General features: G+C 65.1%; 22 protein-coding genes. 15 read left to right on the top strand and 7 right to left on the bottom strand.

The window, feature by feature from the left end; genetic code table 11:
• The first annotated feature begins 69 nt into the window (after positions 1 to 69).
• The 6 genes from BH93_RS02815 to BH93_RS02790 all read left to right on the top strand — a co-directional run bounded on the left by BH93_RS02815 (position 70) and on the right by BH93_RS02790 (position 6,631).
• Positions 70 to 1,647 (top strand): carboxyl transferase domain-containing protein, encoded by a 1,578-nt coding sequence (locus BH93_RS02815; protein ID WP_037175597.1) that lies wholly within the window; start codon positions 70 to 72, stop codon positions 1,645 to 1,647.
• Between the two features lie 5 nt (positions 1,648 to 1,652).
• Complete coding sequence (locus BH93_RS02810; protein ID WP_037175596.1) at positions 1,653 to 3,647, top strand: acetyl/propionyl/methylcrotonyl-CoA carboxylase subunit alpha; 1,995 nt, start codon at positions 1,653 to 1,655, stop codon at positions 3,645 to 3,647.
• Positions 3,644 to 4,810, top strand: a complete 1,167-nt coding sequence (locus BH93_RS02805) for an acyl-CoA dehydrogenase family protein (protein WP_037175595.1) — start codon at positions 3,644 to 3,646, stop codon at positions 4,808 to 4,810. The genes BH93_RS02810 and BH93_RS02805 overlap by 4 nt, the downstream gene beginning before the upstream one ends.
• Positions 4,811 to 4,851: 41 nt before the next feature.
• Positions 4,852 to 5,292 carry a MaoC family dehydratase gene (locus BH93_RS02800; protein ID WP_052065745.1) on the top strand — a complete coding sequence of 147 codons (441 nt, stop codon included), beginning with the start codon at positions 4,852 to 4,854 and terminating at the stop codon, positions 5,290 to 5,292.
• Positions 5,289 to 6,098, top strand: a complete 810-nt coding sequence (locus tag BH93_RS02795; RefSeq protein ID WP_037175591.1) for an HpcH/HpaI aldolase/citrate lyase family protein — start codon at positions 5,289 to 5,291, stop codon at positions 6,096 to 6,098. The genes BH93_RS02800 and BH93_RS02795 overlap by 4 nt, the downstream gene beginning before the upstream one ends.
• A gap of 80 nt (positions 6,099 to 6,178) precedes the next feature.
• Positions 6,179 to 6,631 carry a MarR family winged helix-turn-helix transcriptional regulator gene (locus BH93_RS02790; protein WP_032377685.1) on the top strand — a complete coding sequence of 151 codons (453 nt, stop codon included), beginning with the start codon at positions 6,179 to 6,181 and terminating at the stop codon, positions 6,629 to 6,631.
• 1 nt (position 6,632) lies between these two features.
• On the opposite strand, the gene bla is transcribed toward BH93_RS02790, so the two are convergent.
• Positions 6,633 to 7,562, bottom strand: coding sequence for a class A beta-lactamase (gene bla, locus BH93_RS02785; protein ID WP_037175589.1), 930 nt, complete (start codon positions 7,560 to 7,562; stop codon positions 6,633 to 6,635).
• A gap of 103 nt (positions 7,563 to 7,665) precedes the next feature.
• Here bla and BH93_RS02780 point away from each other — a divergent pair, with 103 nt between their 5' ends.
• Positions 7,666 to 8,520, top strand: coding sequence for a LysR family transcriptional regulator (locus tag BH93_RS02780; RefSeq protein ID WP_037175588.1), 855 nt, complete (start codon positions 7,666 to 7,668; stop codon positions 8,518 to 8,520).
• Positions 8,517 to 9,422 (top strand): serine hydrolase, encoded by a 906-nt coding sequence (locus tag BH93_RS02775; protein ID WP_037175583.1) that lies wholly within the window; start codon positions 8,517 to 8,519, stop codon positions 9,420 to 9,422. The genes BH93_RS02780 and BH93_RS02775 overlap by 4 nt, the downstream gene beginning before the upstream one ends.
• On the opposite strand, the gene BH93_RS02770 is transcribed toward BH93_RS02775, so the two are convergent.
• The 3 genes from BH93_RS02770 to BH93_RS02760 form a co-directional block, all read right to left on the bottom strand.
• A complete protein-coding gene (locus BH93_RS02770; protein ID WP_037175581.1) occupies positions 9,395 to 10,090 on the bottom strand; it encodes a hypothetical protein in 696 nt (231 codons plus the stop codon). The two genes, BH93_RS02775 and BH93_RS02770, sit on opposite strands and share 28 nt — an antisense overlap.
• A 114-nt stretch (positions 10,091 to 10,204) precedes the next feature.
• Positions 10,205 to 11,014, bottom strand: a complete 810-nt coding sequence (locus tag BH93_RS02765) for an enoyl-CoA hydratase/isomerase family protein (RefSeq protein WP_242459106.1) — start codon at positions 11,012 to 11,014, stop codon at positions 10,205 to 10,207.
• Positions 10,998 to 12,533 (bottom strand): acetyl-CoA acetyltransferase, encoded by a 1,536-nt coding sequence (locus tag BH93_RS02760; protein ID WP_242459105.1) that lies wholly within the window; start codon positions 12,531 to 12,533, stop codon positions 10,998 to 11,000. Before BH93_RS02760 ends, BH93_RS02765 begins: the two co-directional genes overlap by 17 nt.
• A 61-nt stretch (positions 12,534 to 12,594) precedes the next feature.
• Between BH93_RS02760 and BH93_RS02755 the strand changes: the two genes are divergently transcribed.
• On the top strand, positions 12,595 to 13,203 hold the full coding sequence (locus BH93_RS02755) for a TetR/AcrR family transcriptional regulator (RefSeq protein WP_037175576.1): 609 nt from the start codon (positions 12,595 to 12,597) through the stop codon (positions 13,201 to 13,203).
• A gap of 64 nt (positions 13,204 to 13,267) precedes the next feature.
• Here BH93_RS02755 and BH93_RS02750 read toward each other — a convergent pair whose 3' ends face one another.
• Both BH93_RS02750 and BH93_RS02745 read right to left on the bottom strand, forming a co-directional pair.
• The gene (locus BH93_RS02750) at positions 13,268 to 14,404 is read right to left on the bottom strand and encodes a PrpF domain-containing protein (RefSeq protein WP_037176822.1); all 1,137 of its coding nucleotides are present in this window, start codon (positions 14,402 to 14,404) and stop codon (positions 13,268 to 13,270) included.
• A gap of 112 nt (positions 14,405 to 14,516) precedes the next feature.
• The gene (locus BH93_RS02745) at positions 14,517 to 15,908 is read right to left on the bottom strand and encodes an SLC13 family permease (protein ID WP_037175575.1); all 1,392 of its coding nucleotides are present in this window, start codon (positions 15,906 to 15,908) and stop codon (positions 14,517 to 14,519) included.
• Between the two features lie 136 nt (positions 15,909 to 16,044).
• Between BH93_RS02745 and BH93_RS02740 the strand changes: the two genes are divergently transcribed.
• Complete coding sequence (locus BH93_RS02740) at positions 16,045 to 16,980, top strand: LysR family transcriptional regulator (RefSeq protein WP_037175573.1); 936 nt, start codon at positions 16,045 to 16,047, stop codon at positions 16,978 to 16,980.
• Here the strand turns inward: BH93_RS02740 and BH93_RS02735 are convergent.
• On the bottom strand, positions 16,964 to 17,635 hold the full coding sequence (locus BH93_RS02735) for a GntR family transcriptional regulator (protein ID WP_032405075.1): 672 nt from the start codon (positions 17,633 to 17,635) through the stop codon (positions 16,964 to 16,966). The genes BH93_RS02740 and BH93_RS02735 overlap by 17 nt on opposite strands.
• Positions 17,636 to 17,801: 166 nt before the next feature.
• Between BH93_RS02735 and glyA the strand changes: the two genes are divergently transcribed.
• The 5 genes from glyA to BH93_RS02710 are packed head-to-tail and all read left to right on the top strand — an operon-like array spanning position 17,802 to position 24,058.
• Positions 17,802 to 19,082: a serine hydroxymethyltransferase gene (glyA, locus tag BH93_RS02730; protein WP_037175571.1), complete on the top strand. Its 1,281-nt coding sequence runs from the start codon at positions 17,802 to 17,804 to the stop codon at positions 19,080 to 19,082.
• Positions 19,079 to 20,317 (top strand): sarcosine oxidase subunit beta family protein, encoded by a 1,239-nt coding sequence (locus BH93_RS02725; RefSeq protein ID WP_032367894.1) that lies wholly within the window; start codon positions 19,079 to 19,081, stop codon positions 20,315 to 20,317. Before glyA ends, BH93_RS02725 begins: the two co-directional genes overlap by 4 nt.
• A 51-nt stretch (positions 20,318 to 20,368) precedes the next feature.
• Positions 20,369 to 20,647 carry a sarcosine oxidase subunit delta gene (locus BH93_RS02720; RefSeq protein WP_032377699.1) on the top strand — a complete coding sequence of 93 codons (279 nt, stop codon included), beginning with the start codon at positions 20,369 to 20,371 and terminating at the stop codon, positions 20,645 to 20,647.
• Positions 20,644 to 23,487 (top strand): 2Fe-2S iron-sulfur cluster-binding protein, encoded by a 2,844-nt coding sequence (locus BH93_RS02715; RefSeq protein WP_037175569.1) that lies wholly within the window; start codon positions 20,644 to 20,646, stop codon positions 23,485 to 23,487. The genes BH93_RS02720 and BH93_RS02715 overlap by 4 nt, the downstream gene beginning before the upstream one ends.
• The gene (locus tag BH93_RS02710; protein ID WP_037175566.1) at positions 23,480 to 24,058 is read left to right on the top strand and encodes a sarcosine oxidase subunit gamma; all 579 of its coding nucleotides are present in this window, start codon (positions 23,480 to 23,482) and stop codon (positions 24,056 to 24,058) included. Before BH93_RS02715 ends, BH93_RS02710 begins: the two co-directional genes overlap by 8 nt.
• Positions 24,059 to 24,061: the final 3 nt, after the last annotated feature.

Here is a 24,061-nt window from a genome sequence, read left to right as displayed (position 1 = left end):
TCATGTCAGTTATCAACCATTAACTCAACTCCTGCGACACCGACGTCCGACCCCTAAGGCGTGCACCTCATGGCGATCGATACCGCTGCCAACCGCGCAGATCACGAGCTTCTCACCAGCGAACTCGCCGACCGGCTCGCCGCCGCGGCCCTGGGCGGCAACGAGAAGTCCCGGCAGCGACACATCGCCCGCGGCAAGCTGCTCCCCCGCGACCGCGTCGACGAGCTGCTGGATCCGGGCAGCCCATTCCTGGAAATCGCCCCACTGGCCGCCAACGGTTTGTACGACGACGAATGCCCCGGTGCCGGTGTGATCGCCGGCATCGGCCGCGTCTCCGGACGCGAGTGCGTGATCATCGCCAACGACGCGACGGTCAAGGGCGGCACCTACTACCCGATGACGGTCAAGAAGCATCTGCGCGCTCAGGAAATCGCGTTGCAGAACACCCTCCCGTGCATCTACCTCGTCGACTCGGGCGGCGCATTCCTGCCGCGTCAGGACGAGGTGTTTCCCGACCGCGACCACTTCGGCCGCATCTTCTTCAACCAAGCGACCATGAGCGCCAAAGGGATTGCGCAAATCGCTGCCGTCATGGGCTCCTGCACCGCGGGCGGTGCCTACGTGCCTGCGATGAGCGACGAAGCGATCATCGTCAGGAACCAGGGCACGATCTTCCTCGGCGGCCCGCCATTGGTGAAGGCCGCGACCGGCGAGGTCGTCACGGCCGAAGAACTCGGCGGTGGTGATCTGCACTCGAAGATCTCCGGCGTCACCGACCATCTGGCCGACGACGATCGAGACGCACTGCGACGCGTGCGCCGCATCGTTTCCACTCTCGGACCCCGCACCACGCGGCCATGGGACGTCGTCACCACCCGCGAGCCCGTTGCCGATCAGAGCGAGATCTACGACGTCGTGCCCACCGATCCTCGCACCCCGTACGACGTGCGCGAGGTGATCACCCGAGTGGTCGACGCAGGCGAATTCGACGAGTTCAAGGCCGAATACGGCAAGACACTCGTCACCGGATTCGCCCACCTCCACGGCCATCCCGTCGGAATCATCGCCAACAACGGTGTCCTGTTCGCCGAATCTGCCATGAAGGGCGCACATTTCATCGAACTGTGCGACAAGCGCAGCATCCCGCTCGTCTTCCTGCAGAACATCACCGGCTTCATGGTCGGCCGCGACTACGAGGCAGGCGGCATCGCAAAACACGGCGCGAAGATGGTGACGGCCGTGGCCTGCGCCCGCGTCCCGAAGATCACCGTCGTCATCGGCGGCTCGTACGGTGCAGGCAACTACTCCATGTGCGGCAGAGCATATTCGCCCCGCTTCCTGTTCATGTGGCCCAACGCCCGCATCTCGGTGATGGGCGGTGAACAGGCCGCATCGGTGCTCGCCACCGTGCGCAGCGACCAGCTCGATGCAGCGGGCAAGCCGTGGGGCGACGAAGACCAGGAAGCGTTCAAAGCTCCGATCCGGGATCAGTACGAAAGTCAGGGCAACCCCTACTACTCGACGGCCCGGCTCTGGGACGACGGCATCATCGACCCCGCCGATACCAGGCAGGTTCTCGGACTGGCTCTCTCGGCGTGCGCGAATGCGCCGCTAGAGCCGGTCTCCTACGGCGTTTTCAGGATGTGAGAGACATGACCACGATAGACACCATTCTGATCGCCAACCGAGGCGAGATCGCCGTCCGAGTGGCACGCACGTTGCGTCGCATGGGGATTCGCACCGTCGCCGTCTACAGCGACGCGGACGCCGACGCCCGGCACGTCCGCGAAGCCGATACCGCAGTACGACTCGGCCCCGCCAGCGCTCGCGAGAGCTACCTCGACATCGCCAAGGTGATCGCCGCCGCGAAAGCCACCGGCGCACAGGGAATTCATCCCGGATACGGCTTCCTGTCCGAGAACTCGGAATTCGCAACCGCTTGTGCCGCAGCGGGAATCGCCTTCCTCGGACCTCCGGCCAAGGCCATCGAAGTGATGGGCGACAAGATCGCCGCCAAGGCCGCCGTCAGCGCCTTCGGCGTCCCGGTCGTACCCGGCATCTCCCGACCCGGACTGTCCGACGAGGACCTCATCGCCGGCGCGCCGGACGTCGGGTTCCCGGTGCTGGTCAAGCCGTCCGCAGGTGGCGGCGGCAAGGGCATGCGTCTGGTCGAGCGCGCCGAGGACCTCCCCGCGGCATTGACGAGCGCTCGCCGCGAAGCGGCCTCGTCCTTCGGTGACGACACCCTCTTCCTCGAACGATTCGTGTTGCGGCCTCGGCATATCGAGGTGCAGATCCTCGCCGACGGACACGGCAACGTCATCCATCTGGGCGAACGCGAATGCAGTCTGCAGCGGCGACATCAGAAGGTCATCGAGGAAGCACCGTCACCGCTGCTCGACGAACAGACCCGGGCGCGCATCGGCGAGGCCGCGTGCAACACCGCCCGAAGCGTCGACTATTCGGGTGCCGGCACGGTCGAATTCATCGTCTCGGCGGACAGCCCGGACGAGTTCTTCTTCATGGAGATGAACACCCGCCTGCAGGTCGAGCACCCGGTCACCGAGATGGTCACCGGCCTCGACCTCGTGGAATGGCAGGTCCGGGTGGCTGCCGGTGAAGCGCTCACTCTGAGCCAGAACGACATTCAGCTGACCGGCCACGCCATCGAGGCCCGCGTCTACGCCGAGGATCCCGGCCGCGGATTCCTCCCCACCGGCGGCACCGTCGTCGGATTGCGTGAACCCACCGGCCCCGGCATCCGCGTCGACTCCGGCCTCGCCGTCGGAACCGAGGTGGGCAGCAACTACGACCCGATGCTCTCGAAGGTCATTGCCTACGGCCCAGACCGCAGCACGGCCCTGCGTACCTTGGATCGGGCGCTCGCCGACACTGCCGTGCTCGGAGTTGTCACGAACATCGAGTTCGCGCGATTCCTGCTCGTCGACAACGACGTTCGAGCCGGCAACCTCGACACCGGACTGCTCGACCGCCGGGTCGAGGATTTCGTCGCCGCCGAGGCAACCGACGAGGCGCTGATCGCGGCCGCGGCTATCGCCTGGCTCGATGTGTGGCAGGCGGCAGGCCACGACATCTGGGGTACGCCGTCGGGATGGCGTGTGGGAGCGCACGCGCCGTTCCACTGCCGTCTGGCATCGGGAGGTCGCACTGCCCACGTGTCCATCACCGGGACACTCGATGCGGCAACGGTCGTCGTCGACGACGGAATACCGCGCACTCTGCGAGCCGTGGCCGCCGGAGAATCGGTGGATGTGGTACTCGACGATCGACGCGAAACGATGACGTTCGCCCGAATCGGTTCGGCCACCTGGGTTTCCAGCTCTCGGGGTACCTGGCGTGTCGATCGGATCGCCGAGCCCAGTGTGCGCGAGAACGAAGCGCACTCCGGGGACGCCGAGATCCTCTCACCGATGCCGGGTTCGATCATCGCGATCGGAACCACCTCCGGCAGCGCCGTCACCGCAGGCTCGGCCATCGTCGTCGTCGAGGCGATGAAGATGGAACACACCTTGACCACGCCCATCGACGGCACCGTCGAACTCACCGTTGCAGTGGGGGATCAGGTCCGCGTAGACCAAGTCCTCGCCCGAATCGTTCCCACCGACACCGAACAGGACCAGCCATGACCGATCATCTGTCTTCGTCGAATCTGCCCGACGAGTACCAGCAACTGGTGAAGTCCGTTGCCGACTTCACCCGGACGGTCGTCGCGCCGGTCTCGGCGAAACACGACGCGGAGCACTCGTTTCCGTACGAGGTCGTCGCTGGGATGGCCGAGATGGGCCTGTTCGGTCTGCCGTTCCCCGAGGAATACGGCGGCATGGGCGGCGACTACTTCGCCCTGTGCCTGGCACTCGAGGAGCTCGGTAAGGTCGATCAGAGTGTCGCGATGACGCTCGAAGCCGGCGTCTCGCTCGGTGCCATGCCCGTCTACCGCTTCGGCAACGATGCGCAGAAGGAGCAGTGGCTGCCCAAGCTCACAGCGGGTGAAGCCCTGGCCGCGTTCGGTCTGACCGAGCCCGGTGCGGGTAGTGACGCGGGCGGCACCAAGACCACCGCCAAGCGTGACGGCGGTGACTGGATCATCAACGGCAGCAAGCAATTCATCACCAACTCCGGTACCGACATCACCGAGCTCGTCACCGTCACCGCGGTAACCGGCGTCGACGAGGCAACCGGACGCAAGCAGATCTCCTCGATCCTGGTGCCCACCGACACCCCGGGCTTCGTCGCGGAGGCTGCGTACAACAAGGTCGGTTGGAATGCGTCCGACACACACCCGCTCAGTTTCACCGATGTGCGCGTACCCCAGGAGAACCTGCTCGGCCAGGAAGGTCGCGGGTACGCGAACTTCCTGCACATCCTCGACGAAGGCCGGATCGCGATCGCTGCGGTATCGGTCGGTGCCGCGCAAGGCTGCGTGGACGAGAGCGTCAAGTACGCCAAGGAGCGTGAGGCCTTCGGTGCTCCGATCGCCCGCAATCAGGCGATCTCGTTCAAGATCGCCCGCATGGAGGCCCGTGCCCACACTGCTCGGACTGCCTACTACGACGCAGCGGCATTGATGTTGGCGGGCAAGCCGTTCAAGAAGGCAGCGTCCATCGCCAAGCTCGTCGCCTCCGAGGCGGCAATGGACAACGCGCGCGATGCCACGCAGATCCACGGCGGCTACGGTTTCATGAACGAGTACGTCGTCGCCCGTCATTACCGCGACAGCAAGATCCTCGAAATCGGTGAGGGTACAACCGAGGTCCAACTGATGCTGATCGCCCGGAGCCTGGGACTGTGAGCGACAAGCGCATTCGCCAACGCGGCCTGTGGTTCGAGGAGATGGAACTGGGCACCGTCTACGAACACCGCCCGGGACGGACCATCACCGAGGCCGACAACACACTGTTCACCACGCAGACGATGAACACCCAAGCCTTGCACCTCGACGCCGCCTACAGCGAGACAACACCTTTCGGCCAGCGCCTGGTGAACTCGATGTTCACGGTCTCGACCCTCGTCGGGTTGTCGGTGACGCAGTTGACCCAGGGCACCATCGTCGCCAATCTCGGCTTCTCCGAGGTCTCCTTTCCCAAGCCGCTGTTCCACGGCGACACGCTGTACGCGGAGACGGTGATCTCGGACAAGCGCGAATCCAAGTCTCGCCCCGGCGAAGGCATCGTGACGTTCACTCATACCGGGCGAAATCAGCACGGAGACATTGTCGCCATCGCCGTCCGCAAGACGTTGGTTCGGATGCAACCTTCGGAGGACCCGTCGTGACATGGGTTCCGCCCGGTCCGGCATGGCTGTTCTGCCCGGCAGACCGACCCGAGCGATACGAAAAGGCTTCAGCCCGAGCAGATGTGGTGATCCTCGATCTCGAAGACGCTGTCGGTGCCGCGGACAAGGCCGGTGCTCGCGAGTCCGTAGTGTCGACCGCTCTGGACCCATCGCGCACCATCGTCCGCATCAATGCGCACGGCACCGAGGATCAGGCCGCCGATCTCCAGGCGTTGAAGCACACCGAGTACACAACCGTCATGCTGCCCAAATGCGAATCGGCCGAACAGATTGTCGCTCTGGCTCCGTTGAACGTCGTCGCGTTGATCGAGTCTCCGCTCGGCGCGATGACGGTGTTCGACGCACTCGCGGCCGACAACGCCATCGGTGCCATGTGGGGTGCCGAGGATCTGGTGGCCGCCATGGGCGGCAATTCGAGTAGGCACACCGACGGCTCGTACCGCGATGTTGCACAGCATGTTCGGTCGCAGACGCTACTGGCCGCGAAGGCGCGGGGGGTGTTCGCGCTCGATTCGGTGTTCCTCGACATCCCCGATCTCGACGGGGTGCGTGTGGAGGCCGACGACGCCGTGGCCGTCGGCTTCGACGGCAAGGTGGCCATTCATCCGAGCCACATCCCGGTCATTCGCGACGCCTACGCGCCGACCCCCGAGGCGATCGAGTGGGCCACCGCCGTGCTCGACGCTGTGGCACACAATCGCGGCGTCTTCACCTTCCGCGGTCGGATGGTCGACGCACCCGTTCTCGCGCATGCTCGACGCATCATCGCGCGTCGAACCTCGTAGAAGAGGTAATTGCAGACGCCGTTAATTGTCGGCGCGGTATGGTGGGTGGTCACGAGTACAGGTATCGAAAGGCACGACCAATGAGCGCACACGACCCCGCCCTGACTGCCCTTGCGCAGAATTGGCTTGCGCTTGCCGTCCTGCACGGACGTATCGAAAGCCGCATCGAGCGAGCGCTGCAGACCAACCACAATCTCAGCGCGCGCGAGTACTGGTTGCTCGACGTCCTGGGCAGGCAGCACGACGGGGTCGGCGGTCACCTCCAGATGAAGCAGGTGGCCGACGCCGTCGTACTGAGCCAGAGCGCGACGACCCGCCTGGTCACTCGGCTCGAGGATCGGGGGCTGCTCACGCGGTACCTGTGCCCCACCGATCGCCGCGGTATCTACACCGACGTCAGCGAAGAAGGCCTGGCCCTGCTCGAGGCAGCGCGGCCGACCAACGATGCGGCGTTGCGCGAGGCTCTGGACGAAGCATCCGACGAGCCGGATCTCGTCCCGTTGGTCGACGCCGTTCGACGCGCCGAGGGCTGATTCACTCCACCTGTTCCACGGCTGCGCTGGTGGCGTCGGCTACCAAGGGGTTCATGGCCGGCGAATCTTCCACCCCCGACGTCGTCGCGCTGAGCACGACCAGCAGGATCCTCTGCCCGTCCGGTCCGAAGAGCAGTCCGGCATCGTTGGAGACGCCGTAGCTACCGGTACCGGTCTTGTCGGCCGAAGTCCATTGCGGCGCAATGCCAGCCCGGAACCGGGCGGTGGACGTCTCGGTGTCGCCCATCCACTCGAGCAGCTGCTTGCGCGAGGCCTCGGTCAGAACATCGCCGTCGAGCAGGGTTCGGTAGCCGGCGGCCAGCGAGTTGGGTGTCGTTGTGTCCCGTGGATCACCCGGGATGGCCGTGTTCAATTCCGGCTCGGTGCGATCGAGGCGAAACTCGGTGTCACCGAGTGATCGTGCGAAATCGGTGAGTGCCGCGGTGCCGCCCGCCTCGCGAATCAGTAGATTGCCGGATGTGTTGTCGCTCTTGGTCAATGCGGCCGCTGCCAGGTCTGCGATGGTGACTACCGAGCCTGGGGCCCAATCGACCGCCGATTCGGGCACCTTGTCCTCGGCGGTGATCGTTCTGGTGTCGGTGAGCTGTAACCTGCCTGCATCGACGGCGGCGAGTGCGGCACCGACGGCATACACCTTGAAGGTGGAGCAGAACGCGAAACGTTCGTCGCCGCGGTAACTCTGAGTGGAACCGGTCGCGAGATCGAGGACACTGACGCCGAGCCGCGCAGTGTCCCTGGCCTCGAGTTCGAGATAGTTCTGTTCGGCCGAGGCTTGTTCGGTGGTGGACTGGGCGGTGCTCGCGGCCGTCTGCGGCGGTTCGGTGGTGGCCGTCGAGGAACAGGCCACTCCGGCAGTCAGCGCCGCCGCTGCGATCACGGTGATCAGTCGGGTGGATGTCGAAGTACGCATGGGGTCATGCGATCACACCCTCTCGCCTCCGGGCCAAGTCCCGAGGCATGGCTTCGTCATTCCACTTCGGTATCGCGGCAGGTAGACGTGTTTCAATAGGTCGGTGGATCTTGTTCGCCATCTCCAGTACTTTGTCGCCGTCGCCGAGGAACGCCACTTCGGGCGCGCAGCGGCGGCTCTGGGCGTGACGCAGCCACCGGTGTCTCGGGCGATCAAGACCCTGGAGAAGCACCTCGGTGTCGTACTCGTGGAGCGGACACCCGACGGTGCCGCCATCACCGAGCACGGGGCTGCGCTGTTGCCACGGGCTCGCTTGATCGTCGACGACGCACGCCGATTGACCACCACGGCAGAGTCACTCGCCGCGTCCGAGACGGTCCGCATCGGCCTCATCCCCCAGCTGGACGATGCACTGGCCGCACGTATCGCCGCGTCCGTCGGAGTCCAAGCGCGGGTGGAGACCGGCGGTGCAGTGTCTTTGCTGGACCGGGTGCGATCACACGAACTCGACGTTGCCGTGATCGATCACCCGGTGGTACTCGATCGACTGGTGGCCGGACCAGTGATTGCGTTACCCCGGCGGGTCAGCGTTCCTGTCGGTCACAGGTCGGCCCGAGCGGCGCGGCCGCGACTGACCATGTTGTCCGACCTCGCCTTCGCCACTACACCACGGGCTGCGAATCCACCTGCACACGACCTGCTGCTCGATGCGTTTCGGCGCCACGCCCTCGATCCAGAGGTGTTCGTTGCGAACACCTTTCGCGCCGTCACGATCAGCGTTGCGTCAGGTCGATGCTTCGGGCTCGTACCTGCCGCGAGTCCGGTACTGCCTGGCACCGAACAACTCGACCTCTCGTCCGACGACGTTGCCCTGCGAGTGCGGATCGTGCGCCGCAACGACGAGGCCGAGTCTCTGGTGAATCTCATCGACCGAATCCTGTTGCAGGCCGACAAGTGAATACGACCGACGAACAGCTGCGCGCCGTATTCGCCGACGCAGGCTGTCGTGGTTGGGTACGCGCCGAGCGGATCGACGGCATCGGCACGGCCGTCGATTACGAGGGAGACGACCCCGTCGTCGCCGCGTCGGTGTGGAAGATCGTGCTGCTCGTTGCCGCTGCGCGTGCGTTCGACGAAGGATCCTTGACTGCAACCGATTCGGTGCGACTCGTTCCGGCACAGTGCAGTCCCGGGCCGACCGGCATCTCGAGTTTCGCGGATCCGGTGACCATGAGTTGGCGGGACATCGCACGCTCGATGATCACCGTCTCCGACAATGCCGCTGCCGACGCACTTCTCGGCGCAGTGGGGCTCGATGCACTCACCCGAGTGATCGACGATCTCGAACTCGAACACACGCGCATCGTGGGTGGCACGAAACAACTGGGTGATCAGATCGTCCGGGATACCGGCCGGTTGAACGCGGACGAAGCGGTGGGCCTACTGGCCAGCAACTACACGGTGGTCGACAGCTCGGGTTTCGATCCGGCGTACACCTCGTGCACCACACCTCGTGACAGCAACACCGTTCTGCGCTCGATCTGGCTGGGCACCGCGGCATCGACGGCGCAGTGTCTCTACATGAAAGCGGTTCTGGCTCAGCAGGTATGGCCGCACAGAATTCGCAGCGGAATCCCGTACCCGGATGTGCAGGTCGCGGGCAAGACCGGAACCATCGGGCCCATTCGCAACGAGGTTGCCGTGGTGTCGTTTCCAGGCGAGACGCCCGTCGCGGTGTCGGTGTTCACCAGGGCAGCGCGGATGGACCTGTACCTCCCGCTGGTCGATCAGGCCATCGGCCATGCGGCCAGAATCGCAGTGACGGCGGTACGTCAGGCACCGCACTCGGGAACGCCGTGACCGGATCGGCACCACGTGTTGACGCCGGGAGCGTCGCCCAGATCGTAGGTCATCAACACGCGGGTGTCGTTGTACCCGATACTCGGCGAGGCCTCGAATCGTTTGCCCTCGTACAGGGTTCCGCCCAGCCCGTCTCCGGCCAGGAACGTGCGCTCCAGCAGCGTGACGACCACGCCGTCTTCCTTGTCGTCACCGATCGGTGTGTAGGTGGCCGTCCAGGTTTCGACGTCGCAGCAACTCGCTCCGGTGGTGAACGTGCTGCTCGCCGGGTCGGGATCGAGGTGAAGAATGCTTGCGTGCCGCTGCCAATCCCCCATGATCGTCGACGCGAGGTCTCCATCGGGGTTCGATACAGGAGGAATCTGCGGCTGCACCGGATCCTGAACGGGCGGCTCGACCGCCACAGGCTGAGTAGGGGGCGCAGCAGCGGTCGGTGCAGGTACCGACGCGTCGATCGGCCCTGATCCATCGCCGGTATCCGGTTCATCGGCCGCCGGACTCTCCGATGGCGCGTTCTCGACCGGAGCCCCTGGTTGGGCACCGCCCACCTGGGTGGACGTCGCTACTGCCTGCGGGGCGGGCCGAGCGTCATTGTCGCCGCAGGCCGTCAGGGCGGCCATGGCCACCACCGTCAACAGGGCGGATCCGATCGAAGAACGCACTCTCATGACGACTCCCCACTCGCGACGAACATCGTGCCCGGTCTATCGCCTCGGGCACGACTCCGTTACTTGCGCTAAGCAGGTCACGCTTGGGTAACAGTGCTTCTCAGCGCTGAGCGCTCACTGCGCGGTCCATGTCGGATCCCGTTTCTGCAGGAATGCGGTGATTCCTTCGACGACGTCCTGGGTGGTGGCGAGTCGATCCAATTCCCGACGGTTCTGCTGCCACGATTCTTCCTCGTGCGCGATGGTGCCGTCGGAGATGCGTCGAGCGAGCCGCTTGGATGCGCGCACCGCGAGCGGCGCGCCCTCCGCGCACAGGCGGGCGAGATCGAGTGCCGTACCGAGAACGTCATCGGGCGCGACAACCCTGTTGACCAGCCCCCATCGCGCGGCCTCCTGTGCGGAGATCGGCTGACCCGTCAAGATCATCTCCAGCGCAACGTGTTCCGGCACCGCGGACATCAGCCGAAAGGCACCGCCTGCACCGGCGACGAGTCCGCGACGGATCTCGGGTAGACCGAATACGGCCGTGTCCGAGGCGACGACCATATCCGAGGCCAGAGCGATCTCGGTTCCACCTCCCATCGCGGACCCGTTCACCGCCGAGATGACGGGAACCGAAATCGGGTGTTGGACAATCCCGGCGAACCCCCAATTCTCGGTCTCGGGCGGGGTCACCGCGCCGGGGCCTCCGGTGCCGAGGGCTTTCAGATCGGCACCCCCGCAGAAGGTCGCCGATCCCGCGCCGGTCAAAACGATGGCACGGATGTCGCGGTCGGCCTCGGCCGAATCCCAGGCTTGCCCGAGCAGCGTGTGCACGCGTGCGTCGATGCTGTTGGCAGCCTTCGGTCGGTTGATCGTGACGACGAGTACATGACCTTCACGCCTGGTCAGTACAACAGGTTCGATGCTATCGGCCTCGGACACGAATATTCCCCTCGTTCGACTCGACGCTGACTGTTGCTCCGATGATTTCACGTGCAGGTTCGCTTCGATAGAGGGACAACGCATGCGCACTGGCCGTATCGCCGGGTGCTGTCTGGGCGGCAACGCGTCGCCCGCGCTCGTCCCTCCCGACGAGGAAAGCCTGGTTCGGTTCCTGCTGCCGTGAATGCTCGACGGAGACAGTCTCCACCACAAGATCCCCGTCCTCGACAGGTGCTCGAGGCGGCGGATCCGATTCCAGCACTGCGGGTTCGGGATTTCCGATGTAGCCGAGCGGATGGTGTTCGGCACCCAACAGCACGGAGTGGTGGTAGGTCAGATATCCACCGTTCGCGTGCACCAACGCACAACTCTTCCCGCCACGAATCTCCCGAACCGATGCGGTGATCGAATGCAGCGAATGACTACTGAGAGGTCCGCCGAAGGAAGAATGGCCACCGGTCACTGTGGGAATCAACGACTTCGGCGTTCCGAGGTGACGTGCGGCCAGGGTCGGCACGATCGGAAAGCAGCTGTAGACGTCCAACACGTCCACTTGCTCGACCCCGATCTCCGCGCCGTGCAACGCGCGATCCATCGCGTCTTCCATCGCTGGGGACCGGCCGAAACTACTGCGGTCGAGAATGTCGACCGTGTCCTCGGCACCGGCACCGCCCCAGACGTACACGATGTCGCTTTCGGGCACACCACGTTCGCGGGCTTCGGCCAAGCTCGTCACCACGATGCACGCCGCCTGGTCGACGAACGGCATGGCGTTCATCGACAGCGGATACGGCTCGCACACGATGCGATTCTTCGGCGACGGGGTGCCGATGTCCGCAGCCGTCCGTGCTCGCCCGTTCCACGAGTACGGATTCTTCTCGGCAACAACGGAGAACGTCGCATACAGCTCGCTGCACTCGGCCTGCCGTGCCTCCGGATCCAGGCCGGACTCGAAGCGAAATCGGCTCTCGAACAGCGGATAGATTCGGACCGGTGAGATCAGACCGGCTTCTTGCATTGCAGCGCTGCCGAGTTGGTCGAGGTCGAAGGTGGGTGGACCGCCCGGATCCGTGCTCCACCCGCCTTCGTCGACGGGGTCTCGACCGGCCTTGACCAGTGCGCTCATCGAGGCCTGGGCTTCACCGCCCGCGATCACCGCCACCGTCGACTCTCCGGAAGCAATGCGCGCGGCCGCGCGATCGAGGAGCCGCGCAGGCCATTGCCCACCGATCGGAGCGTCGAACACGTCTGCGGGTGTGGCACCGAATATACGTGCCAGCGCCGCGGCGGGACTGGCGTAGGCCCAGCTGGCGATATGACAGAACGCGATGCTGTCCGCGCGGCGAATCCACGGCTCCGACGTCGGCGAGTCCCGGAGTGCTGCAGTCGCAGCGAGCGTGATCAGTTCCATGGGTTCGACGCCCATGGGTTCGCCGCGGCCGCTTGTTTCACCGATAGCCACGATCACCGGAACACGTGTCGGATCCACCGTCGACGCCTCGTGGCGTGCAGAACTCATGACCGGAAACCTATTACAGACAGAGATTGTCTGCAATCCCGTCAGGTGCGACAATTCGAGGGTGACCGACGAAGCCACGAGCCGACGGGGACGTCCTCGCGATCCGCATCTGGAAGACCGCGTCTACGACGCGGTGCTCGAGGTGTACTGGGAAAAGGGGTGGTCCGGCTTCACACTCGACGCCGTCGCCCGCCGCGCTTCGGTCGGGAGAGCCGCGCTCTACCGACGCTGGGAATCGAAGGGAGCCTTGGTCGTCGATGCACTGGAAGCCCGAAGTCCACTCGCGACGCCGATCGACCTCGGCACGCTGCGGGCAGATCTCGTCGAGCTCGCAGTGCAGCTTCTGCAGGGTTACCGAGGGACAGCCGGTCTGGTCAGCCTGAGGGTCGCCCTCGATGCGCGGGTGCACCCCGACCTACTCGGCCGAATGATGGAGACGCTCAACAAGAGCCGTCTGGTCGCGGCGCGCCTGATCGTGCATCGAGCTCAGAGTCGAGGCGAATTGCCCGAGTCCGCCGATACCACCCGAATTCTCGAACTGGTGACCGGTGCGGTGTTCAGCCACGTCATCTTCTCGCATCGCACCGGTTCCGATCGAGGCGACACCGAGGACCGCGTCTACGCAGAGAATCTGGTCGACGCGGTCCTCGATGGTGTCGGCACGACATGACACGAACGTGAGCAGAGGATCGGAATCTTCCGCGACGTCGCCGCGCGGTTCCGAGGCCACGAACTCAAGCGGAGTTGGCACCGACCAGGGCGGGCATCGGCACCACGAAGAGGTCTGCAGTGGCGATACGCCGGACTGCGCGATGCAGGGTGACCGACTGCAGCAGCCCGTTGCCGTCCACCGCATAATCGACCTCGAGCACCCCCGCGGCGGTACCGATACGAATGGTCCCCGGACGGCCGACCCCCGCGTTGGCGGTGACGACCCCTCCGATGACGGTTGCCGCTGCGGCCACCGCCACCGCCGAGGTCAGTCCGATCGCCGGGTGCGGTGCCATCATCGACAGCATGCGTACCGAGATGTCGTAGTCAGCGGCGGCAACATGATCACCCGTGGTGGTCACGTAGTCTCGCGGCGGTCCCACGATCCCGACCTTCGGAATGGCATGCGAGACAGGTTCTTCGGGCTTACTCAGCCCCATCCGCAGCGCTGCCTGGCGGCGTAGCGCGATGAGGGTGGGGACGTGCGAGCCTACGACATCGTTGGTCTCCGACGCGGTCAGCCCGAAATCGGCAGCATCGAACAGTGCGGCGGGCGCTCCCGCCCGAACGAACGTTCCTCGAAAGCCTCTGTTGCCGAGAGTGACTCGATCGATCTCTGCACCGGTGGGGAGCATCGTCACTCGGTCCGAGGCCGGATCGGTGAAGGTCAATCCCACCGGGACGCCGAGAGCGGTGGTGCCGGGGACGGACGCGTCGCCCTCCGCAGGAATGCGTCCGCCGGGAGTTGCGATCTCCGCCGCCAGAATCGCGCCGGTGTTCTCGTTACGCATCCGCACCACGGTGACGTGGTCGTCGACGGCGACTAGACCGGTCTGCACTGCGTAGAGACCGATCGCCGTCGCGCAGTTTCCGCAGTTGCTGCCCCACTCCACGGTGCGGTTCTCGATGGCGACCTGAGCGAACAGGTAGTCGACATCGATACCGGGTGCGCCGGAGCGCCGCACGATTGCTGCCTTGGAGGTAGTGGAGCTGCCGCCCCCGACCCCGTCGAGCTGCCGCGGGTCGCCGGAACCGAAGGCTGCGGTCAGGATGTTGTCGAGACCGCCGGCGTCGGCGATGTACGGGTCGATGTCGACCGCGTTGAACAGCCAGCACTTGCTGGTGCCTCCACGCATCCACGTTCCACGAAGAGTGAACATCTGGTGTGCCTTCCGATCAGGATCCGATGCTTCCACCCTGCGACCGAGGATGCTCAAGCACAATTACGAAATATGTTCATGCCGTGCAGCAGCGCTTAACGCGCCTGCTGGGTCAGAACAGGGCGGGAACGACGACCAGGATCAACCAGCACAGGGCAGGCGCGATGGCCACGACGACTCCTGCGTTGAGCAGCAACTGGCGGTAGAAGCGCGGACGCTCGATGTTCTGTGCGTTGGCCAGCACGAGAGCACCGTTGGTCGAGAAGGGCGAGACGTCGACGACGGTGGCCGAGATGGCCAGAGCAGCGACGACACCGACGACCGGCAGTGCACCGGTACCCAGCAGCGGCATGGCCAGCGGGATGACGGCGGCCAGCAGAGCAGTGGAGGACGCGAACGCCGAGGTGATGCCGATGACGTAGCAGAGCACGATGGCCACGATGATCGGAGCGCCGATGGTGATCGCCATTTCGGCCAGGTGATCGATGGTGCCGACTTCCTGCAGGATCGAGATGTAGGTGACCATGCCGGCGACCAGCAGAACCGTCGACCAACTGATGTCTGCGATGGCCTCGTTCTGCTTCTTCAGATCCGTGAACGCCAGGACTGCTCCGGCTCCGATGGCGATGAAGCTGATCGGCAGGTGCAGTACGAGAACGAGCACCAGGAGTGCGCCGATGAGGAACAGCGTGAGCTTCTGTACGAACGTGACCGGGGCCGGTGCGTCGACCAGCGTGGTTGTTTTCGGACGAGTGAGCACCGCAGTGTTGCCGCCTGCCGTGCTGCCTCCGCCGGTGCCGCCGCCGGTGGGGACGGGCGTCTTGACCGGTGATCCGCCCACCGGGCCACTGCCGGGCGCGGGGTCGGTGGAGCCGGTTGCGGTGTACTCGAAGCCCTTCACCCTGGCCAGGGCTGCGTAGCCGACGACCGTCAGCACCGAGAGCAGCAGGTTGATGCCGTAGCTGGCGAAGAACAGCGTCCACGGGTTGAGCGCGAGGCCGTTGCTCTCGACGATGTCGCGAACCAGAACGCCGGAAACGGAAATCGGAGAGAACGCACCTGCGTGGGCACCGTTGATCACCATGATGCCCATGACCAGCGGGCTCATGCCGGTTCGTGCTGCGAATGCCATGGCTGCAGGAACGATCAGTGCGACCGCGGCGGGACTGAAGGTACCCAGCGCCGTCAGGACCGAGGCGACGAAGAAGAAGACCCACGGAACTACCGTCACTCGGCCGTGTACCGCTCTGATGCAACTGTTCACCAGCAGATCGATGGTGCCGTTGCGTTTGGCCATACCGAAGAAGTAGGTGACGCCGACGATGGTCAACACGATCGAGCTGGGGAACTCGTTCAGGATTTCCTTGTCGTCGAATCCCAGTGCGAAGTACCCGACTACGAAGGCACCGATGAAGCCGAGGATGCCGATGTTGATCGGAAAGAAGGTTGCGATCACGAACATCGCAACCAAGGCGATGAGCGGGAGGATCTCGATGGAAGTCATGGGCGTCTTTCGGGTGGTGGTAAGTGCTGGGTTACATCTGCACTCGAACGTTGTCCCAGTCACATTATTGACGCCGGTCTTTTAGGACAATATCGTTTTGCTACCTAGTCGTTTAGCTGAGCTGAAAGATGGCCGCATGAACCACACGTTCGACGTCGTCACGTTGTTCCTTCTGCTGGACATCGCCGAGGCCGGCTCGCTGACCGCAGGTGCCGAGCGGGCGAACATGACCCCATCCGCGGCGTCTCAGCGCATCAGCAAACTCGAACACAGCATCAAACAGCCGGTACTGACCCGCCTGCCACGCGGTGTGCAGCTCACCGAAGCCGGCGAAATTCTCACCAGCCGCGCCCGCCTGTTCAGACGGGAGATGCGAGCGGCGAGCGGCGACCTCGAAGCAATCCGGGGGCTCGAACGCGGTTCGGTTCGGCTCGGCTCGTTTCCCACGGTCAGTGCGTCGCTGCTCTCCGACGCGTTGAAGGACTATCACTCGCGATGGCCCGATGTCGACGTTCGGGTTCGTTCGGCGGTGCGCCCACAGTTGCTCGACATGCTGCATTCGAGCGAAATCGACTTGGCGCTGCTGTGGAGCTACGCCTGGACGGAGGAGGCAGAACGATCGCTGTCACTCGAGCCACTGATGGAAGACCAGACCGTGCTGCTGCTGCCGATCGACGACGATCGACTGCAGCACGACGTGTCGCTGCACGATCTCGAAAGCGCGCGCTGGATCATCCGCAGCAACGACCACCCTGCTGCCGAAGTTCTGTATCGCAGTTGTCGCGTAGCAGGATTCGAGCCCGACGTCGTGTACGAGGCCCACGACTATCAGGAGATCGAGGCCATGGTGGCCGCAGGCGTCGGCATCGCGATGGTTCCTCGTTTGTCGGTGGTGCATCACCGACCCGACGTGACTGCGGTCGCCTTCCCGGAATCGGATCGGGTTCCCACCCGCGTCATCTACATCGCGTCACTCGCTCGGCGTCAGTACACCCCGGCGATGTACGCGATCTCGACCGCATTGAGAGGTGCCGCCGAGCGAATTGCGGCTGCTACTACAGCAACTCCCTGATTGCGTTCTCGAACCCGGTGACGTGTTCGAGGGTCAGTTCCGCCGCCGTGTCGGCATCACCGTCGATGATGGCCTGCAGCAGCACGACGTGTTCACGAACATGGCCGGCGACGTTCGGCAGTCGGTCGAGGAACAGGCACCAGATGCGGGTGGCATGGGCGTCGAGGCTGACCAGGATGTCTTCGAGGTGAGGATTTCCCGACGCCCGATAGATTTCCCGATGCACTGCAACATCTTTGCGCAGCACCTCACGTGAATCGTCGGTGTCGTCGATGCTCGCGATGGAGGCCGCGAGTTCCGCCAGCCGGTCTCGCGCTGCCCGCGTGGCCGTGCGTGCCGCACGCGCCGAGGCCGCGGGCTCGAGCTGCTTACGAATCTCCGAGATGTTGGCCAGGTCGGTCATGTCGACGGCGGTCGCGAAGGTTCCACGGCGGGGGTACGCAACAACGAGTCGCTCGCGCTCCAGTCGTTTGAGGCCTTCACGGATCGGGGTGCGCCCCAACCCCAACTGCTCGGCGAGACGATCGTCGTTGATGGGTTCGCCGGGGCGGATTTCCAGCATGATCAGCTGCTCACGCACTATTTCGTACGCTCGATCGGCGTTGGTACCGACGGACTGCGCTGCATCGATCACCGGTGGAATTCCGATTGTCATCTTCTCTGCTCACTCCCGGTCGATGCCCCGCCCTTGACGGCTCTGCGTTGTGATCTTACTCTATTGGCATCTTGATATATCAGTTCCACGTAATTGATCTTCCAGAAGGGCGGCCATCTTGACGCAGGACTTCGCACCGACGGCGACGGCCCCGCACCCGCGAGGCGTGACCAACCGCGTACTCGCCGATCTCGATCCCGAGGTGCACCGCGCGATCAGTGCCGAGCTCGGCCGTCAGCAGAACACGCTCGAAATGATTGCGAGCGAGAACTTCGCGCCGCTGGCCGTGATGCAGGCACATGGTTCGGTTCTGACGAACAAGTACGCCGAGGGCTACCCCGGTCGGCGCTACTACGGTGGTTGCGACAACGTCGACGTCATCGAGCAACTCGCCATCGACCGGCTCAACGCTTTGTTCGGATCGACGTTCGCCAACGTGCAGCCGCACTCCGGTGCTCAGGCCAATGCCGCTGCGATGGCAGCACTTCTGCAGCCGGGTGATTCCATTCTCGGTCTCGCACTCGCCCACGGCGGACACCTGACGCACGGCATGACGCTGAACTTCTCGGGCAAGCTCTACGACGTCTCGGCCTACCACGTCCGTGAGCACGACCACCGCGTCGACATGGAAGAGGTGGAGCGCCTCGCCCACGAGCACCGCCCCAAGCTGATCATGGCCGGGTGGTCCGCCTACCCGCGTCACCTCGACTTCGCCGAATTCCGCCGTATCGCAGACGATGTCGGCGCATACCTGATGGTGGACATGGCGCACTTCGCAGGCCTGGTCGCCGCCGGACTGCACCCGTCACCCGTACCGCACGCACACGTGGTCACCTCCACCACGCACAAGACGCTCGGTGGCCCACGCGGTGGTGTGATCATCACCGACGATGCCGCTCTGGCGAAGAAGTTCAACTCGTCGGTCTTCCCCGGCCAGCAGGGTGGACCGCTCGAGCATGTCATCGCAGCCAAGGCAGTGTCCTTCAAACTCGCTGCCGAAGCGGACTTTCGAGAGCGGCAACAACGCACCCTCGAAGGTGCGAAGATCCTGGCCGACCGACTGCTGACCGACGACGCAGCGGCCGCAGGCATAGATGTGGTCTCGGGCGGCACCGACGTCCATCTCGTTCTCGTGGATCTGCGCACGTCCGAACTGGACGGCAAGCAGGCCGAGGACAGACTGCATCACGTCGGAATCACCGTGAACCGCAACGCAGTTCCGTTCGATCCACGTCCGCCCATGGTGAGCTCCGGAGTCCGCATCGGCACCCCGGCCCTCGCGACCCGCGGCCTGGACGCCACGGCGTTCGCCGAGGTAGCCGACGTCATCGCCCACGCATTGCGTCCCGACACCGACGACCGCGGACTCGATGCACTGCGCATCCGGGTCGAATCCGTCGCCGCGCAGTTCCCCCTCTACCCCGACCTGACGGAAGGCTATCGATGACCGCCCCCGCAACCCCACCGGGCGCACATCTGCCCGATCACCCGGACTTCCTGTGGCGCAACCCCGAACCGAAGAAGTCGTACGACGTCGTGATCATCGGCGGCGGCGGCCACGGCCTGGCCACCGCGCACTACCTCGCCAAGAACCACGGCATCACCAATGTCGCTGTGCTGGAGAAGGGGTGGCTCGCCGGCGGCAACATGGCGCGCAACACCACCCTCATCCGCTCGAACTACCTCTGGGACGAGAGCGCGCGAATCTACGAGCACTCCCTGAAGCTATGGGAGGGACTGGCCGACGACCTCGACTACCCCATCCTGTTCAGCCAGCGCGGCGTCCTCAACCTCGCACACAGCCTGCAGGACGTCCGCGACAGCGTGCGACGCGTCGAAGCCAACCGACTCAACGGCATCGACGCGCAGTGGGTCGACCCCGACGAGGTCAAGAAGCTGTGCCCGATCGTCAACATCTCCAGCGACATTCGCTACCCGGTACTCGGCGCGACGTACCAGCCGCGCGCCGGCATCGCCAAGCACGACTACGTCGCCTGGGGATTTGCCCGACGCGCCGACGCGGCCGGCATCGACATCATCCAGAACTGTGAGGTCACCGGCTTCACCACCGACGGCAATCGCGTCACCGGGGTCAAGACCACCCGCGGCGACATCGCCACCGGCCAGGTCGCTCTGTGCGCGGCCGGGCACACCTCCACTCTGACGGACATGCTCGGCATCAAGACTCCGCTGCAGAGTCATCCACTGCAGGCCCTGGTCTCGGAGTTGCTCGAGCCGGTCCACCCCACGGTGGTCATGTCGAATGCCGTGCACGTGTACGTCTCTCAGGCGCACAAGGGCGAACTGGTGATGGGCGCAGGCGTCGACTCCTACAACGGTTACGGCCAGCGCGGGGCGTTCCACATCATCGAACGACAGATGGCCGCTGCGGTCGAGTTGTTCCCCGTCTTCGCTCGCGCGCATCTGCTGCGTACCTGGGCCGGCATCGTGGACGTGTGTCCCGACGCCTCCCCCATCGTCGGGCGCACGCCGTTCGACAACGTGTTTCTCAATTGTGGTTGGGGTACAGGCGGATTCAAAGCCACCCCCGGTGCCGGTTGGTGCCTGGCCGACACCATCGCCAACGACGAGGTGCACGAGTACATCGCACCGTTCAGTCTGGACCGATTCGTCACCGGCGCGCTGGTGGACGAGCACGGCGCAGCAGGCGTGGCTCACTAGTTTCTCCGCCCCGACACACGCAGCACCCGAACGAGAAATCTTGGAGTGGCAATGCAATTGATCGAATGCCCGTGGTGCGGGAGTCGAGAAGAAACCGAATTCCACTACGGCGGCCAGGCGCACATCGCCTACCCCGAGGAGCCCTCGGCCCTCACCGACGAACAGTGGGCGCACTTCGTGTTCTTCCGCGACAACCCCAAGGGGCTCTTCGCAGAACGGTGGAGCCACAGCGCGGGCTGCAGGCGTTGGTTCAATGCCGTACGGGACACCGCCACCTACCGAATCCACAGTGTCTATCGCCTCGACGACCCGAAGCCGGTGAACCCATGACCGCATTCCGCACCGCATCCGGCGGCCGCATAGACCGCACGAGCACCTTCGACTTCACGTTCGGCGGCTCGGCGCTGCAGGGACATCCTGGCGACACGCTGGCATCTGCGTTGCTCGCCAACGGCATTCATCAGGTCACCACCAGCATCAAGCTCGGCAGGCCCCGTGGATTCACCGCCGCATGGGCCGAGGACACCGGCGGACTCGTGCAGATCGAGGAGCCGTTCCCCGAGCCCATGTTGCTCGCCACGACCATCGAGCTGTACGACGGTCTGGTCGCCCGCGGCATCCCCGGACAGGGGCGTCTCGCCGAGATCTCCGACTCCGCCAAGTACGACGCCATGCACGCCCACGCCGATCTGCTGGTCGTCGGGGCCGGCCCCGCCGGTCTGTCCGCCGCTCTGATCGCTGCCCGCAGCGGCGCTCGGGTGATCGTCGCCGACGATCAGAGCGAGTTCGGCGGTTCGCTCCTCGGCTCCGACGACGTCATCGACGGCCGGCCCGCACTGGACTGGGTGGCCGACGCGGTGACCGAGTTGTCGACCTTCCCCGACGTGACCTTGCTGCGCCGCACCACCGCGTTCGGTTCCTACGACGACGGCTTCGTGCTCGCGCTCGAGCGCCGCACCGATCACCTGGGACTGGAAGCGCCTGCAGCACTGAGCCGTCAGCGCGTCTGGCGCATTCGATCGCGTCACATCCTGGTGGCCACCGGTGCCCACGAACGTCCGGTCGTCTTCACCGACAACGACCGTCCCGGAATCATGCTGGCGCACAGCGCACGTACGTTCCTGCATCGCTACGGCGTCACGGTGGGCACCGAGGCCGTCGTCTTCACCACCAACGACAGTGCGTACAAGGCAGCCGTCGACCTGCACGACGCAGGGGTCCGCATCGCGAGCATCGTCGATGCTCGCGACAGTGCGCCCGAGTACTGGCTCGGCCTGTGCCGCGAGCGCGGCATCGAGGTGCGCACCGGGAGCGTCGTGTCCGGCACCCGCGGCGACACCCGCGTCACCCATGCACTGGTGACCGATGCCGACGGTGCGACCGACACTCTCGGCTGCGACGTACTGCTCGTCAGTGGCGGCTGGAACCCCGCGGTGCACCTGTTCAGCCAGGCCCGCGGAAAGCTGCGCTACGACGGCGAACTCGGCGCATTCGTGCCCGCGGACGACGTCGAGGGCATCAGTGTCGCGGGGTCGGCATCGGGGGTCTTCGATCTGGCCGGATGTCTACGCGACGGCGGCAAGGCCGCGGCAAGTGCGCTGACCCGTCTCGGCTTCGATGCTCCCGAAACCTCGCTTCCTGTTGTCGATTCCGTGCCCAGCAGTGATTCGCTGGTGCTCTGGCGGGTGCGCGACGACGCAGGCGCCGACAGCCAGTTCGTCGACGTACAGCGCGATGCGACCGTGGCCGATCTGGTCCGCGCCGTCGGTGCGGGCATGTCGTCGATGGAACACATCAAGCGCTACACCACGATCGGCACCGCACACGATCAGGGCAAGACCTCGGGTGTGGTGTCCTCGGGCATCGTGGCGGAACTGCTCGACAAGCCGGTGGAGAACCTCGGCACCACCACGTTCCGACCGCCTTACACCCCGGTAGCGTTCGCGGCGTTGGCCGGGCGTAATCGCGGCATGGCATTCGACCCGGAACGGGTTACTGCAGTCCATGATTGGCACGTCGAGCGCGGTGCGGTCTTCGAGGACGTCGGACAGTGGAAGCGTCCCCGCTACTACCCACTTCCCGGCGAGGAGATGCACGACGCCGTGCTCCGCGAGTGTGCGGCCGTGCGTTCGGGCGTCGGCATGCTCGACGGTTCGACTCTCGGCAAGATCGACGTCCAGGGTCCCGACGCCGGTGTGGTGCTGGACATGTTCTACACGAACATGATGAGCAATTTGAAGGTCGGCATGGTTCGGTACGGCGTGATGTGCGGCGCCGACGGCATGGTGATCGACGACGGCACCGTGATGCGCCTGGCGGACGACCGATTCCAGGTGTTCACCACCACGGGCGGCGCAGCAGGAATGCTCGACTGGATGGAGGAATGGCTGCAGACCGAGTGGCCGCACCTCGCGGTTCGGCTGACGTCGGTCACCGAGCAGTGGGCCACGTTCCCCGTCGTCGGGCCGCGCTCCCGCGACCTCGTCGGCGAGATCTTTCCCGAACTCGACGTGTCCAACGAGGCGTTCCCGTTCATGGCCTGGCGAGACGCCTCGATCGACGGTGTACCGGTGCGCGTGGCGCGAATCAGTTTCTCCGGTGAACTTGCCTTCGAGGTGAACATCGATTCCTGGCACGCCCATTCTCTGTGGTCGCGGCTGATCGACGCGGGCGAGAAGTACCACATCACCCCGTACGGCACCGAGACCATGCACGTGCTTCGGGCGGAGAAGGGCTACCCGATCGTCGGCCAGGACACCGATGGCACCGTCACACCGCAGGATCTCGGCATGAGCTGGGCGGTGTCGAAGAAGAAGCTGGACTTCATCGGAAAGCGGTCGTTCGACCGTGCCGAGAACCGAAACCCGTTGCGCAAGCAGTTCGTCGGACTGCTGCCGGTCGACCGGGAGACCGTCCTCCCGGAGGGTTCGCAGATCATCGAGCACTCCGACAGCGGCGTCCTACCCGAACTGCCGGTACCGATGCTCGGCCACGTCACCTCGAGCTACGCCAGCGCAGAATTGGGCCGCCCGTTCGGGTTGGCCCTGCTCGAGGCCGGACGTGACCGACTCGGCGACATCCTGCACGTCCCGGTGGGCGACACCCTGATCGCCGTGGAAGTCACCGGCTCCGTACTCGTCGATCCGGAAGGTAACCGCCGTGATGGCTGACCGACTCGCCACCAGAAGCCCACTCTCACAAACAGTCCTGCCGGACTCGCCTGCTGTCCGCATCGTGGAGGAGCCGTTCCTCGCCGCGATCGACCTGTGGGTCGACCCGAGCGGACCGGGCGGGGCCGCTGCCTCGGCCGAGCTCGGCACCGAACTCCCGGGCCCCGGCCGCGTCGCCGAGGGGACGAACACCACCGCCATCTGGCTCGGGCCCGAGGAGTGGCTGGTGATCGGAGCGGGCATTGATCCGGTCGAGCTCGAACAGCGCCTCGGCTCGGCCGTACGCTCGCACCGAGGCGCGGCAACCGACGTGTCCGCTCAGCGAACCAGTCTGCGGCTGAGCGGTTCTCGGGCGCGTGAGGTTCTTGCGAAGGGCTGCTCGATCGACCTGCATCCCACCGTCTTCACGGCAGGTTCGACTGTCCAGACGATGCTGGCGATGGCAGGCATGATCCTCATCGCGTGTGACGACACGGGGACGGACTATCGCATCCTCGTGCGCTCGTCGTTCGCACGCTATCTCGCAGCCTGGTTGACCGACGCGGCCGAGGAATACACCGTCGTCGGCTGATTC

The organism is Rhodococcoides fascians A25f (assembly GCF_000760935.2).
GTDB lineage: Bacteria > Actinomycetota > Actinomycetes > Mycobacteriales > Mycobacteriaceae > Rhodococcoides.
The sequence above is the reverse complement of the archived record's forward strand: the minus strand, read 5'-3'. Positions and strand labels throughout refer to the sequence as shown.

Coding starts and splice junctions, on each gene's coding strand:
- BH93_RS02790 (WP_032377685.1), top strand. CDS start 6,179: ATGAGCGCACACGACCCCGCCCTGACTGCCCTTGCGCAGAATTGGCTT.
- BH93_RS02815 (WP_037175597.1), top strand. CDS start 70: ATGGCGATCGATACCGCTGCCAACCGCGCAGATCACGAGCTTCTCACC.
- BH93_RS02740 (WP_037175573.1), top strand. CDS start 16,045: ATGAACCACACGTTCGACGTCGTCACGTTGTTCCTTCTGCTGGACATC.
- BH93_RS02710 (WP_037175566.1), top strand. CDS start 23,480: ATGGCTGACCGACTCGCCACCAGAAGCCCACTCTCACAAACAGTCCTG.
- BH93_RS02760 (WP_242459105.1), bottom strand. CDS start 12,533: ATGAGTTCTGCACGCCACGAGGCGTCGACGGTGGATCCGACACGTGTT.
- BH93_RS02720 (WP_032377699.1), top strand. CDS start 20,369: ATGCAATTGATCGAATGCCCGTGGTGCGGGAGTCGAGAAGAAACCGAA.
- BH93_RS02800 (WP_052065745.1), top strand. CDS start 4,852: ATGGAACTGGGCACCGTCTACGAACACCGCCCGGGACGGACCATCACC.
- BH93_RS02805 (WP_037175595.1), top strand. CDS start 3,644: ATGACCGATCATCTGTCTTCGTCGAATCTGCCCGACGAGTACCAGCAA.
- BH93_RS02745 (WP_037175575.1), bottom strand. CDS start 15,908: ATGACTTCCATCGAGATCCTCCCGCTCATCGCCTTGGTTGCGATGTTC.
- bla (WP_037175589.1), bottom strand. CDS start 7,562: ATGCGTACTTCGACATCCACCCGACTGATCACCGTGATCGCAGCGGCG.
- BH93_RS02750 (WP_037176822.1), bottom strand. CDS start 14,404: ATGTTCACTCTTCGTGGAACGTGGATGCGTGGAGGCACCAGCAAGTGC.
- BH93_RS02770 (WP_037175581.1), bottom strand. CDS start 10,090: ATGAGAGTGCGTTCTTCGATCGGATCCGCCCTGTTGACGGTGGTGGCC.
- BH93_RS02735 (WP_032405075.1), bottom strand. CDS start 17,635: ATGACAATCGGAATTCCACCGGTGATCGATGCAGCGCAGTCCGTCGGT.
- BH93_RS02725 (WP_032367894.1), top strand. CDS start 19,079: ATGACCGCCCCCGCAACCCCACCGGGCGCACATCTGCCCGATCACCCG.
- BH93_RS02715 (WP_037175569.1), top strand. CDS start 20,644: ATGACCGCATTCCGCACCGCATCCGGCGGCCGCATAGACCGCACGAGC.
- BH93_RS02810 (WP_037175596.1), top strand. CDS start 1,653: ATGACCACGATAGACACCATTCTGATCGCCAACCGAGGCGAGATCGCC.